The following is a 13,782-nucleotide window of genomic DNA, read 5'->3' as shown; positions in this document are numbered from 1 at the left end:
GCCGGGAGCGGGTCGTGACCTGCGGCGAGCAGCGCCCCGATCACCCCGGAGAGCACGTCACCGGCACCGGCGGTGGCGGCCCAGGAACCGCCGGCCTCGTTGACGAGCACCTGCCGCCCCGGGGCGGCGACCAGGGTCGCCCGGCCTTTCAGCAGCACAGTGACCTGCCACGATTCGGCGAACTCCCGGACCGCGGCCACCCGGTCGGGCGCCGGCTCCGCACCGGTGAGCCGGCGGAACTCACCGGCGTGCGGGGTCAGCACAGTGGGGGGCCGGCGACCCCGGACCAACTCCGGTTCGCTCGCCAGCAGGGTCAGACCGTCGGCATCGACGACGACCGGCAGGTCGGTGGCCAGGATCTCGGCGAGGCGATCGCGCGCGCCGGGGTCGGTCCCGGAGCCCGGCCCGAAGACCCAGGACTGCACCCGGCCCGCGTCCGCCGGATCGGATACCGCGATCACCTCCGGATACTGCGCGAGCACCGCGGATGCGGCGGTACCCGCGTAACGCACCATCCCGGAGGTCGCGGCCACCGCCGCGCCTGTACAGAGCACGGCCGCGCCCGGGTAGGTCGCGCTGCCGGCCTGCACCCCGGTGACACCCTGCGTGTACTTGTCGTCCGCGGCTCCCGGGACCGGCCAGGCCGCACCCACCCCAGCGGGATCCAACGCGGCCAGACCGGGTTCGGGCAGCCGTAAACCGATGGGTACCAGCTCGATCCGGCCGCACCGGTCCGCGGCCAGCGCGTGCACCGGCTTGCGGGCGCCGAAGGTGACGGTGACCGCCGCCCGGACCGCGGGCCCGGACACCGCACCGGTATCCGGGTCGACCCCACTGGGCAGATCGGCCGCGATGATCGGAACCTTCACGCCCGCAACGATTCTCGCCGCATCCGGGCGCAGCGGACCACGACCGGAGATGCCGACGATCCCGTCGATCACCAGATCGGCGTCGGCGATTTCCGCGACCGCCGCCACCGGGTCGACGCACACCCGTCCGCCGACGCGACGCAGCGCCGCCAGACCCGCCGGATGCGCCCGCGCCGGATTCAGCAGTACCGCGGTCACCGCGACGCCCCTCCGGCGCAACGTCATCCCCGCCCACAGCGCGTCGCCGCCGTTGTCGCCCGAGCCCACCAGCAATGCCACCGTCCGCCCCGCGACCCCGCCGCTGCGCGCCCGCAACTCGGCCGCGACCACCGTGGCCAGCCCGTACGCGGCGCGGCGCATGGGCACACCGTCGGGAACTCTGGTGAACAGTTCGGCCTCGGCGAGGCGCACCTCGTCGGCGGTGTAATAGCCGAGCGGCTGGGTCACCGAACACACCTCCGTGGTCGGACGGGCAGCGATGCCAGCAGACTACGCTGACCTCCATGTCCAGAGTTCACCGCGCCGTATTCGTCCCGGCCGCCGGATTCGCCCTCGTCACGGCACTGCTGTCCGGCTGCGGCTCCGGTGATTCGACGGAAGAGGCAACGAAAACCGATACCCCCGGCACACATTCACAGCACAACCCGGAGGCCACCGTCACCGTCGAGGTCGAGGACGATCACTTCTCGCCGGCCGATATCACCATCTCCGCCGGCGATACGGTGTCCTGGCATTTCGACGGCGACCTGCCACACGGGGTACAGGGCATCGGCGACAAGGCGATGAGCATCAACAGCCCGTTGTTCGAGGTGGGCGATTGGAGTCACACCTTCACCCAGCCGGGCGAATACCGCTACCTGTGCCCGATCCACCCGGATATGCGCGGCACCATCACGGTCGAGGAGTAGACGGGGTAACCGGCGCACCGGTCACCCCGTCGGCTATTCCACGGTGACGGACTTCGCCAGGTTCCGCGGTTTGTCCACGTCGTAGCCGCGGGCCTGCGCCACCTCGGCGGCGAAGATCTGCAGCGGCACCGTCGACAGCAGCGGCTGGTACAGGGTCGGTGCGGACGGAATCTCGATCAGATCGTCGGCGAACGGGCGCACCAGATCGTCGCCCTCCTCGGCGATCACGATCGTGCGCGCCCCGCGGGCCTGGATTTCCCGGATATTGCTCAGCAGTTTGGAGTGCAGCACCGCGCGCCCCTTGGGCGAAGGCATGACCACGATCACCGGCAGCCCACCCTCGATCAGCGCGATCGGACCGTGCTTGAGCTCACCCGCGGCGAAACCCTCCGCGTGCATGTACGCCAGTTCCTTGAGCTTGAGCGCACCCTCGAGCGCCACCGGGTATCCGACATGGCGGCCGAGGAACAGGATGGTGCGTTCGCGCGCGAGTTCCCGGGCGATCGCCCGCACCTGCGGAGCCGTTTCCAGCACCCGGTCCACCAGCTTCGGCATGGCCTCCAACTCGGCGAACTCACGCGCCACCTCGTCGGGGTACTTGGTACCGCGCGCCTGCGCCAGCGCCAGGCCGACCAGCAGGTTCGCCGTCACCTGCGCGAGGAACGCCTTGGTGGAGGCGACCCCGATCTCCGGTCCGGCCCGGGTGTAGAGCACCGCGTCGGATTCGCGCGGGATCTGCGCGCCGTTGGTATTGCAGACCGCCAGCACCCGGGCCTTCTGGCTCTTGGCGTGCCGCACGGCTTCCAGTGTGTCGGCCGTCTCACCGGACTGGGAGACCGCCACCACCAGGGTCGAGCGGTCCAGCACCGGGTCCCGGTAGCGGAACTCGCTGGCCAGCTCCACTTCCACCGGCAGCCGGGTCCAGTGCTCGATGGCGTACTTGGCGACCAGGCCGGAGTGGTAGGCGCTACCGCAGGCCACCACGAAAACCTTCTCCACATCGCGCAACTCCTGATCGGAGAGGCGCTGCTCGTCCAGCACGATCCGGCCGTCCCGGCCGGGCGTCTGATCGAAGTGACCGATGAGCGTATCGGCGACCGCGCCGGGCTGCTCGTCGATCTCCTTGAGCATGAAGTAGTCGTGACCGCCCTTCTCGGCGGCGGCCAGATCCCAGTCGATGGTGAACGGCCGGGTGCTCACCCCGTCGGTGGCACCGTCGAAGTCGGTGACACGGTAGCCGTCGGCGGTGATCACCACGGCCTGGCCCTCGCCGAGTTCGACCGCCTCGCGGGTGTGTTCGATGAACGCGGTCAAGTCGGAGGCGATGAACATCTCGTTCTCGCCCACACCGACGACCAGCGGAGTCGAATGACGCGCCGCGATGATCTTTCCCGGGTGGTCGGCATGCGTGAACACCAGCGTGAACGCACCCTCGAGCCGCCGGAGTACCGAAAGCGTGCTGGCTTCGAAGTCGCCCGCGGTCGGGCCCGCGGCATAGGCCCGGGCGACCAGGTGCACGGCGACCTCGGTATCGGTCTCGCTGCGCAGTTCCACACCGGCGTCCTCGAGTTCACGCCGCAGCTGGGCGAAGTTCTCGATGATGCCGTTGTGCACGACCGCGACCTTGCCGCTCACATCCTGGTGCGGATGGGCGTTGCGGTCGGTCGGCGCGCCGTGGGTGGCCCACCGGGTATGTCCCATACCGGTGCTGCCGGCGAACTCGTCCGGGCCCGCGGTGGCCAATGCCGCTTCCAGATTGCTCAGCCGCCCGGCGCGCCGCTCGACCGCCACGCCACCGGCGCCGTCGAGAATCGCCACACCCGCCGAGTCGTAACCTCGGTACTCCATGCGGCGCAAGGCAGCGACGACGACGCCCAACGCGTCCCGGTACCCGACGTACCCCACGATTCCGCACATGGCTCCCCAGCCTACTTATCGGCTAACGTTCTCGTCGTGTCGGCGTCTGTGAAATCACTTCTGAGCACTCTGACCAGCCGCGGCCCGCACCGGGTGCTCCGCGGCAATCTTGCCATCGCGGGTCAGCCCGGGGTGGTGTACACGCCCGAGACCGGCCGCGATCTACCCGCGGTCGCGTTCGGCCACGGCTGGCTGAACGGCGCCGGCAACTACCGCACGCTGCTCGAACACCTCGCCTCGTGGGGCATCGTGGCAGCCGCCCCCGATACCGAGCGCGGCCCGCTGCCCTCCCACCTGAACCTCGCCACCGACCTGCTCACCACTCTCGATATCTGCACCGGCGTCCGGCTGGGTGACGGCACCGTCACCGTGCACCCCGAACGCCTGGCCCTGGCCGGCCACGGGATGGGCGCGGGCGCGGCCGTACTCGCCGCCGCCCAGCGCCGGGTGGCCGCGGTGGCTCCCCTCTTCCCGGCACCCACCGCTCCGGCCGCCACCTCGGTGGCCGGTGAGCTCGACACCCCGGCCCTGATCCTGGCCGGTGTGAGCGATATCGATTCACCGATCTCCGACGCGGTCCCCCTCGCCGCCGCCTGGGGTGGCCCGGTGATCCTGCGCACTCTCGACGGCGCGGGCCACAACGGACTCGCCGAGGGCCGCCGCCTGCTGGCCGCACTCGGCGGCGGCAAGCACGAGGAGAAAACCTCACGCGCCACCCGCGCACTACTCACCGGGTACCTGCTGCACACCCTGCTCGGCGACAAGACCTACAAGCCGCTCGCCGACCCGGAGACCTCGATCAAGCACACGCACGTGATCGATCCGGCGGCCGCCCTGCTGGAACACGAGGAGAACCGGCGGGCCGCGGCGACGCCGGACCCGGCGGCGGTGGGCAAACTGGTCCGGTCGCTGCGTAAGTAACGCCGCGCCGAAGACTGCCCTATCGCCGGTCGATCGTCACGGTTGTTCCGGGCTCCCGGCTGGCCGAACAGGCGCTGGCGCGAGCTGTGTCATGCGGCCGTCCGAGACTGTCGTCCACCGTTTGCCCGAACTTCTCGATGGTGGTGAAATCTGAATCGCGTTCGGATGGAACCGCTTATCGGGCCGATACGTCAGAACCTACATCGGCCTGAATGCGGAAGAGGGTATCCAAGGTGAACGAAGACGAGAAGCAGGTGCGCAACGACCTGCTGCGAGTCGAGCTCGATGAGTTACTGAGTAGCTTCGACCAGCAGCGTGAGCGGCTGGAAGAAGTGCGGTCACGCCTCGCCTCCACCACGGTGACCGTGTGGTCCCCCGATAATCTGGTCAGGGTCGACAGCAATGCCGCCGGGATACCGTTCGGCGTGCACTTCGATCCAATGGCATTCAAACGCTCTACCCCGGACAAGCTCGCCCGCTCGACCCTCGAGGCAGTGCAGACCGCCGCCCGCCGGGCCGGCGAGGCCGCGCAGCATGCCATCGCACCACTCCAGGCAATGTCCGCCGAGGTACCCGACCTGCCCGAGCTGATCCCCGGCGCCCCCAGCGTCCGAGAATTGTTCGCGAGTATCTCCGGCCTCCCGGCGACCGAACCTCCGGAAGCCCTCTCCGAGCCGATCGAGGAAGACGACGACCAGTACTACCGCAATCGCTCGTATCTGAACCCTGACCGATAAGCGCGCCCCGATGCCGAGTCCGGATGCACGCCCGGTATCGCCCGGTCCGCTGCAGACGGTGGATTCGGCTCGGTCCCGAAGTACAAGAACGAGGGCACACGGAAGGACTCTCAGTGGATGATCTGCACGCCGATCCGGCCGCGCTACGCGCCGCAGCCCCTCGATTCGGCGCTGTGGCCGACAAGGTGACGGCCGCCGCAGAGCGTTTGCGTGGTGTCATCGACGCCGAAGGCGAGTGCTGGGGCGCCGACCAGATCGGACAAGGGTTCAGCATGAACTACAAACCCGGTGAAGTTGAAGGACAGAAGGCCATTCAGGGATTGCGTGACGTGTTCGGCAAGTACGAAACAGATCTGACGGCCGTAGCCGATTCGCTGCAGGCCCAGGATGATGCAACCGCCGAAGATCTGGGCACGACGGCACCCTGATGGGAATCGAAATTCCGGGCGCTTTGCAGTGGGTAGCCAAATATGTTGTTGGTGCCGGTGATTGGCCAGAGGGCGACGAGACGGCGATGCGTCGAGTCGCCACCGCGTGGAAGGATATGGCGACAGCGCTCGACGAGAGCGGCGATGATGCGGCCCTCGTGATGCGGGATGTGCTCGCGGCGCTCGACCAGGGACAAACGCACACTGCCCTCGCCGAGCACTGGGGCAAGGTGGGGGGCGGAGACGATAGCGCGTTACCGATGTTGGTCGCCTACTGCGAATCCCTGAGTCGCGATCTCGACGATACAGCGCTCGACATCGAGCACACCAAGATGGTGATCATCGCGTCGATGGTCCTGCTTGCCGCGGAACTGACTATAGCCTTGGCAACAGCGTGGACCGGTGTCGGGGCAGCAGCCGGGGCAGCGGCAAAGGTAGCTACGCAGGCGGGTATACGCATGGCCATCCGCGCGCTGATCGAACGTGTGATAACGAATACGACAGCTCGCGCAGTCGGGCGAGTGGCCTTGAAGGGCGCCAAGTGGGGAGTTCTCGAGGGAACCGCCACCGAACTGGCGCCCCACCTGATCCAGATTGCGCGGCGCGACCGGCAGAGCCTGGACGGCGATGACTGGAAGGCACTGTGGGACAGTGCAAAAGCCGGCGGTATCGGAGGCGCGGTAGGCGGCGGCCTCGGTTCCAACGCGCTCGGTGCGCCACTGGCGAATCGTGCCACTTCCCCTCTCGGCCGGGTGGCCGCCGATCTCGGCATAGAGAGCGCTGCAGGGGTCGCCGGCAATGTCGCCGGAACCGTATCTGTCGGTGGCGACCTGACGTTGGAGACCTTCACTTCCGGCGCAGTCGGCAGCGCCGCCGACAACGGCGCAATGACACTTGGCACACACCTGCACAACAGGAGTCAATCCGCCCCTGACCTCGGCGCTGCTCCAGACCTCGCTCTTGACGGCGAATCCATAGCACCGAGTACCGGAGATTCACCCCAGCCGGCCCCCCCGGACACCGCGGCATCCGGCGATTCGCCCAGTACCCCACCGGCCGGCGGCGACCCTGCCCGGGACTCCGAGCAGGTACCCGGTGACAACCAGGCACCGAACGCCAGTCCCGATCCGGGCGCGACGGCATCGAGCAGCCAACCGGGCGAGCCGAGTAGCAGCCCGCAAGGTGGGCCGAGTTCAGAGCTCGATACCGGGCCACCATCCGACACCGCGGCACCCGCATCGGATACGCCCGCGCCCACCCGACCCGATGAACTGCCACCGGGCAGCAGCCTCAACCTGTCACCCGATCCATCCGACAACGGCCCCGCGACCGAGTCAGGGCCGGCCACACCGAATACAGCGCAACCACCCGACCTCGGCGCCACACCCGCCCCGGACGCTGCCGGCACGCCGACGGGCAACCCGGCCTCCGCGTCCACCACCAGTGCTACCGCAACTTCGACCGCGGACGCGCCGACGAGTTCACCCTCCTCCGCGCCTCTCGCCGGCGCCGTCACCACGGGCGCCCCCGCGACGCCTACGCCCGACGGCAGACAGGGACCCGACGTATCCTCGTCCCCGATAGACACCGGACAACCAGGGGCACCCCGCACAGTCGCGGATCCGTCGCCCGGCACTCCTTCGGCGCGCACCCCGGAGACCCTCGGCCTCGAGAACCGAAGCCCAGCTCGTCAGGATGGTCCGAACCGTGACAATACCGCCGCCGATCGCCCGCGCACACCGCTACCGCCCCAGGAAGCGGCAGGTGGAAGCAGGCCTTCGAGTCCGAGGCCGAACCGGAACGAAACATCCTGGGTAGCCTCGGAGCGAACCGATTCCGGACGGCCTCACGCATCTTCAGAGCGCCCGGGCGGCGGAAATATCTCGCACGCTCCGCTCGCCGGGACGCCTCGAAGCGAACAACCGGGACACACAGCGACGGCCCCGACTGCGGCACCCCCACCGGGGACACGCGCGCCGGAGTCTCGACCGCCGTCCGGCCCGGCGCCGACGCACCGAAATCCCGGCACTGCCGGTCCGGACCGCGACGGCGACCGCAATTCCGAGCGGCCACCGGACGACGACACTACGCCGCGAGACACCGATGCTCCGAACCACCGATCCTCGCTCGGCGACAACGCGCGATCAGAACAACCGCAGTCCAGGGCGCCCATGGACTGGAGCGAAGTCAGGCGCAAGGCCGACAGGGACACCCTCACCAGGGCGAACCTCACCAGAGCGATCGAAGACTTCGCCCACGCGAACGACTCAACCCCTGACCAGGTCTGGAATGGCCTGCAGGTCGGTGCTCTCAGAATCGATCAGAACTGGCAGATCTACAAGCGGCAAGCGCTGCCCATCGCCGACCCGCTGCAGCGGCCGGACACGCTCAGTGAGACATACCTGAACGATGTCATCCAACACAATTACGATAACGGTGGCAGAGTCCATGACTACCAGAGCATGCTGCCCGATTCTTTCGAACCGGGCTGCCCCGACAATGAACTTCCCCCACATCTCACACGTGACATTCCCACGGAAGCGCTTTCCGATTCGGTCGATCCGGTCGATGTCGACAATCTCTTTCTGAACACCGAGGGCGACGGCGGCGGGATGTGGCGTGACCTCACCGCCGACGATGCGTTTCTGCGGCCGGAGAACGCGCTGTTCCGCATGGATAGCCGCGGGCCGGAGCAGATATTCGACTCCGACGGCTTCCACTGCCGCAATCCCGGCAATCCCAATATGGGCGCCCATATCGGTTCTGCATTCAACGGCGGCGGAGCGGTTTCGTTCTCCCGCAGTCCAGAGCACGCGATAATGCGCGAGGACGCAGTCACCACCGAAATGCCCGGTCTCGAAAGGTTGCCCAACGGGCTGTACCGACAGGTCCGTTATATGTACGAGGCCTATCATCCGTACGGCCTCGACACCGAAGCCTCCTTCCGTGATCGCAGAGAGCCCAGTGGGCACCGCGAAGCCGAGGTACTCGCTCCGGGCGGCCTCTCCTCCGAGGTCGTGTATCGGGTCTGGCCCCGGCATATCGTTTTCGACGGAACCGGCCGGATAGTCAGCGCCACTGTGCTACCGCCGGTGTACAACCCCGGTTTCCGCTACAACGACCACCCGAACTTCACGCCGCCACACGATGGGTCGCCGCCACCACGGGACAACATCTGGAACGCCGGTCCAGCCCAACAACCGCACCCAACCGACACCACACCACCGCGCGACGACAACATTTGGAATGCGTCACCGGACCATCAGCCACAGCCGCTCGACGTGCGTTCTCCGGTCGCGAATTCCGGCCCCGACACCAACTCGCCGAGCCGAGAATCACCACCCCGGTGGCCGGATGCCGGCCTGGACCCGGCCTACCGCGCGCCCGAAAGCAACCCCCCGATCCTCGCCCAGCGCGCACCCGACGCCCCCGCGCACGCACCGGGACACCTGGCACCCGCCCGGCAACCGGCGCCGACGGCACACACCCCCGCGCCGAGGAATGAGGCGATAACCCCGGCAGATCATGGCAGGCAATCCGACACGCCGGTGCGCAGCGCTCCGCGCGACGCCTCTCCCCATAATCACCGCCCGGCGGATCCGACACGCGCTTTCCGTGAAGCCTGTCGGCAGCGCGCACCTGAAGGCGGCCGAATTACACCAGTGACACCGGCCGCACGTCCGAGGTCCGGCCCCGCGTACCAGGTTCGGCGCATCTCCGGTGACCGGCCCGGCCAGTGGTTCACGGTCCCCACGATTCGTGTTCACGTGAACGCTGCGCCACACATTTCCCCTGCCGCGGTACACCGGGTCCTGGACGCCGCACAGACTGTCGCCGACCGCTCGTTCAACAATGGGCAACGGCTGGTCGGGGGCGACTGGCTTCTCCTCGACGTCGTATACACGAACGACCCTTCGGCGGCGGATCTTCACATAACTGTCGACACGGTTTACCGGGGCCCGAACACGTGGCATCCCGACGCCACCCCGGACACCCTTCTCGAACACTTGCGCCGGCAGCTCGGCCTTCCCCCTGCCGAACCCGGCGCACCATCGCCGACCACCGCGGACCTGCAGAGGCTCAGCAACGACCTCGCCGCAGCCAATACGCGTGCGCCTTTCGCCGATCCCTCTGCCGGGCGCGTATACGGCACCGGGCATCTGAGCGGTGTCGAACGTCCGGAGTACCAGATGGCCGTCGAGAACGCGCTGCGCGATGGCAACCGATTCCTGGTCGCGGCGGACCCTCGCGTCAATCCCTACGGCGGTCTGATCAACGACGGCGGACCCACGGTTCGAGGCCGCAACAACAACTGTGTCGATTGCTGTCTTTCCGCCCTGTCCGCATTCTTCGGCCGCCCTGTGGTGTCCGCACCGCGCTGGCCGGACCCGCCACCGCCAGGTGGCCGGGACGATGTACGTGTCGGCGAGGAAAACGGCCTTCTGCGCGCGGCCGCGTGGCTCCGCCAGGATCTGCAGACCGACGCCAACAGCGGTCGCACCGTCCTCGAGCAGTACCGTGCACTGCACGACGGAATCGCCCGCCTCGGACCGGGATCCGCGGCGTTCGTCGTCCACCAGTGGCATGCTCGCGATCCTGACACGGGGCAACTCCGATACAATCCGGACGGTACACCCGTCCTGGACGGCAATCATGCTTCTCTGGTCGTCTATCCGCTCGGCGCCGAGGGCCCGGTGTGGTGGGACCCCCAATCAGGCGTGGCATCCCATCGTCCGCCCGCGAACGTGATCGCCGATACCGCCGCGCTGTGGTTCAGCCCTATTCCATCTCCGCTAGGAGCAAATGATGCCCGCACCGTTCCACACCCCGGAGCAAGTGAAAACCCACTTGGCCCAGGTGTTCGATCCAGGCCGGGAGTTCCGGATCTCGCCGACCGAGCACGGATGGGTATGTTCTCCGATCCCGACATCACAGGAGACCGCGGCCGGGATGGATCTCGGTCAAACGAAACTGGTGGTCGACTCGGAGTCCGGAACAGTGATCGAGTATCCGAGTTGGTCGGCCCGAATGATCGGGGACGACTACTCCGAAGCGAAACGAACGGGCCGGGCCCCGCGAGGCAGACAGATACATCCGAAGTTGTGGCAGGTGTCCCTCGAACTGATACGGGAGGACGCCCTGGAGATCGAATATCTGCTGAAAGCCTCGTCTCGGGCCACGCCCCCGCACAGCAAGGAATACTCCGTGCTGATCAACAAGCAGACACTCGAATACCGTCCGACGGAAACACTCGCGACTCTCGCGGCGGCATGGGCGCAACACCGCAACAGCACGGACGGAGCCTGGCCGGAACGGGGGACCTTCGAGGACTAGCTCCCTTACCGCCGACCACGGCGGGGGCCGCCCGAAGTTCGGATACCGAACCGCCGAGTCCCGATCGGGTGTCGGGGCGTTCGGACTCCAGTGACCGATCATCACCTCCCCGAGGGCCGGATCCCGAAGCGCTGGACTCTGCCCGCCCGAACGAATCGGGTCGTCCGGACGCTGACACGCCCCGTACCGATCCGTCGGAACGACCGCGTACCCAGGCAGAACCTGCGACCCGGCACAACGAAACGGTGCGTACAGCCGACGGACTGCCGAGCAGCCATCGGTCGATCGCCGAGGAAATCCGGCAAAGGATCAGTCAGCAACCGGAAGGTTTCCAACTCACCTACACCGGTCGAGAACTTGACACATTGATCGCACACGGGCGGAATCTCGGCCTGAGCGACAGAGAAGTAGTAAATCTCATACAAACCGGTTCGCGCATCGCAAAACCGATCGAAGCCGGCAATTTGGCGCGCCAGATGGAGGCGTGGGTCAATACCGTCTCCGAAAGAGGTTATCCTTATAAATTCGAAGGAGCCGATCATTTCAATAGATTCACTCGAGATTTTCACAGAGCTCTCGATAATGCCGGACTCAGCGAATACAATGCCTTCATCCAAGGTTCTTCATTGCGCACTCCGGAGGCAAATGATGTCGACTTCGCCGTATTCATCGAACGCGATCGGTTCAATGCGCTACTAGTCGAGAGATACGACGGGCGAGCAGCCGCCAGGGCGACCGACGATACGCCCGCGACGCCGTTGCAGTTGAAGAATCTCACGCGCTCCGAAATCCGGGAACTTGCCGAGCGAATCATTGCGGACCGTAGCGCGTACAATAGTCAAGCGGCAACCTTCGCCAACGCTGCGCTCAGCGGAATAATAAAGTCGACCCACGATATCTCCAAACCCTTGAAGGTCGCAGCAAAAGAAATTTCCCGGCAATACCCCGAGCTGAACATCGAAACCGTCTCGCTGGTGGTTCCGGGAAGCACGCTCGATTCCGGTCCCGAGCTACCCGTTCTCGAAACCACCGACCATGCCAGGGAACAGGCTGTACGTAAGCTCGAGATCGCACGCGAGCTCGAGAAGAATCTCGAGCTATCGGGTACGGATGAGCGAACACGAACCATATCCGAGCGAACAGCCGAGCTTCATCGCGAGCTGGCACAACAAAACTTGGACAGAACCGCCCGGCTACTCGACGGACTCGGCCCATACGATCGAGAAATTGTCGACCTTGCACGGCAACTTGCCGATGCCAACTGGCTGGCGGATGCAAGAGCCGTTCAGGCCGCCCTCGAGGTCACCCATGCACGCCAAGCCCTCGAGCAAGCACGCGACGCTCTGATCCGCGGAGGCTCGCTTTCCGAGGTCAGTTCAAAATTGACCTCCGCGACGGAGCGAATTGCGGCCGCCAACAAGCTCGAATCCGAGATCCGAATGGCCGTGGTGCGCGGCTTGGAGCTCGGAGAACTGACGGAAATCGTCGAACAGCGGCTGGAATTGGATGTCCTGGACCGGAACAGCGAGGTTTCGATTCAATGCAGAATCCTCGAACAGGACCTGGTCGAGTCTGCTGTACAGCGGATACACGAGTCCGATCCCGGCCGGAACGAGTTCGTACGGTTCGCGGCCGACACCGTGACAAAAGCAGGCGATTTGGAGGTGACGCGGTCCGAGGGCAGGACTCCGGATATCCAGGGTTTATTACGAGAGATAGAAGCCATCGATCAGGTCGTCCGGAACGAACGGGATTCGAATAGCCGCGAACTGATCAAGCTGGAACTGGAACCCGCGCATCGCCAATTGGTCGCCAGAGCCCTGGATTCCGACTGCAGAACGCTGGAGTCGACGCGAGGGGCCTTCGAACGGCAGGTGATCTCGCAAGCGGTGGTAATGGCTTCGGAAGCACGCGAACCGGACGCGCGAGCTCGCGCACAGTTTCTTGATTACGCCCTCAACCAGAGGCGGGAGATCGAGCAATCTCTTGCCCGAGGTCTGGAACCGGAGCCCCAACGCGTACGCGAACTGGGCGACCAGCTACAGCGCGCTGTCGAATATGAACGCGGTATCGAGGCGCGGGCGCTCGAATCCATTGGTTTCAATGCGGAACAAGCAGGTCACATCGCCCGAATATTGGAGTCCGAACGTGACCGCGACTACGGAAAAGTGCGAGAGCTGGTAGACCGAGAGAACGTACGAGCCGAGCACAACAGGTTGGTCGGCTCGGTGAGGGGCCTCGAAATTACACCGGAAAGGTCACGTACGCTGGACCCCGTTGCTTATCAGCTGGTTCGCGACCAGGACCCGGTCGGCGTGGATCGAGAGAAACGAGCACTCATGTATCACCAGCCGGGCAAAGGGCCGATGGCGGTCGAATACGATTCTCCGACTCGCCGCTACGCGGAAGTCGCGAAGCTGATCGGGCGTGGCGTACCGCCCGAAGTCGCTTTGAGTCGACACCTCATGGACTTGGGTCAAGCCAGGGACCCTGTTGAGGCGGTTCGCCGAGCCCCCACCCCCGAAGACCTCCGAGTAAAGCGAGCCAGGGAGTTGGATGCGCGCAACCGGGAACGGGGACTGGAGCGTGGTGATCGCTGACAACCGGACAACTTCGTCATGATGGCAAGAACATCTGCGACCAAGCGACGCCCAGCAGTTCAATTCGG

General features: G+C 66.2%; 7 protein-coding genes. 5 read left to right on the top strand and 2 right to left on the bottom strand.

Annotated elements, in window-relative coordinates; translation table 11 throughout:
• Nucleotides 1–1,316 (bottom strand): bifunctional ADP-dependent NAD(P)H-hydrate dehydratase/NAD(P)H-hydrate epimerase (locus tag NS4_RS24055; RefSeq protein WP_063061781.1); only part of this gene is annotated, 1,316 nt, incomplete at its 3' end.
• Nucleotides 1,317–1,372: 56 nt separating this feature from the next.
• Between NS4_RS24055 and NS4_RS24050 the strand changes: the two genes are divergently transcribed.
• Nucleotides 1,373–1,777 carry a cupredoxin domain-containing protein gene (locus tag NS4_RS24050; RefSeq protein ID WP_063061776.1) on the top strand — a complete coding sequence of 135 codons (405 nt, stop codon included), beginning with the start codon at nt 1,373–1,375 and terminating at the stop codon, nt 1,775–1,777.
• A gap of 33 nt (nt 1,778–1,810) precedes the next feature.
• On the opposite strand, the gene glmS is transcribed toward NS4_RS24050, so the two are convergent.
• The gene (gene glmS, locus NS4_RS24045; protein WP_063061775.1) at nt 1,811–3,694 is read right to left on the bottom strand and encodes a glutamine--fructose-6-phosphate transaminase (isomerizing); all 1,884 of its coding nucleotides are present in this window, start codon (nt 3,692–3,694) and stop codon (nt 1,811–1,813) included.
• Nucleotides 3,695–3,730: 36 nt separating this feature from the next.
• On the opposite strand from glmS, the gene NS4_RS24040 reads away from it, so the two are divergent.
• From NS4_RS24040 to NS4_RS31680, 4 genes are all read left to right on the top strand, one after another.
• The gene (locus tag NS4_RS24040) at nt 3,731–4,615 is read left to right on the top strand and encodes an alpha/beta hydrolase (RefSeq protein ID WP_063061774.1); all 885 of its coding nucleotides are present in this window, start codon (nt 3,731–3,733) and stop codon (nt 4,613–4,615) included.
• A 212-nt stretch (nt 4,616–4,827) separates the two neighbouring features.
• Nucleotides 4,828–5,352: a YbaB/EbfC family nucleoid-associated protein gene (locus NS4_RS24035; protein ID WP_063061773.1), complete on the top strand. Its 525-nt coding sequence runs from the start codon at nt 4,828–4,830 to the stop codon at nt 5,350–5,352.
• A gap of 113 nt (nt 5,353–5,465) precedes the next feature.
• Nucleotides 5,466–5,780 (top strand): type VII secretion target, encoded by a 315-nt coding sequence (locus tag NS4_RS24030; RefSeq protein WP_063061772.1) that lies wholly within the window; start codon nt 5,466–5,468, stop codon nt 5,778–5,780.
• The gene (locus NS4_RS31680; RefSeq protein ID WP_157106205.1) at nt 5,780–13,714 is read left to right on the top strand and encodes a toxin glutamine deamidase domain-containing protein; all 7,935 of its coding nucleotides are present in this window, start codon (nt 5,780–5,782) and stop codon (nt 13,712–13,714) included. Before NS4_RS24030 ends, NS4_RS31680 begins: the two co-directional genes overlap by 1 nt.
• Nucleotides 13,715–13,782 lie beyond the last annotated feature (68 nt).

Origin of the sequence: Nocardia sienata NBRC 100364, from assembly GCF_001613205.1 — a bacterium.
In the GTDB taxonomy this organism is placed as follows: Bacteria; Actinomycetota; Actinomycetes; order Mycobacteriales; family Mycobacteriaceae; genus Nocardia; species Nocardia sienata.
This window is presented reverse-complemented; position numbering and strand designations above follow the sequence as displayed.

Bases quoted from the DNA above. Each gene is read 5' to 3' on its own strand.
- NS4_RS31680 (WP_157106205.1), top strand. From the start codon at position 5,780: ATGGGAATCGAAATTCCGGGCGCTTTGCAGTGGGTAGCCAAATATGTT.
- glmS (WP_063061775.1), bottom strand. From the start codon at position 3,694: ATGTGCGGAATCGTGGGGTACGTCGGGTACCGGGACGCGTTGGGCGTC.
- NS4_RS24050 (WP_063061776.1), top strand. From the start codon at position 1,373: ATGTCCAGAGTTCACCGCGCCGTATTCGTCCCGGCCGCCGGATTCGCC.
- NS4_RS24035 (WP_063061773.1), top strand. From the start codon at position 4,828: ATGCGGAAGAGGGTATCCAAGGTGAACGAAGACGAGAAGCAGGTGCGC.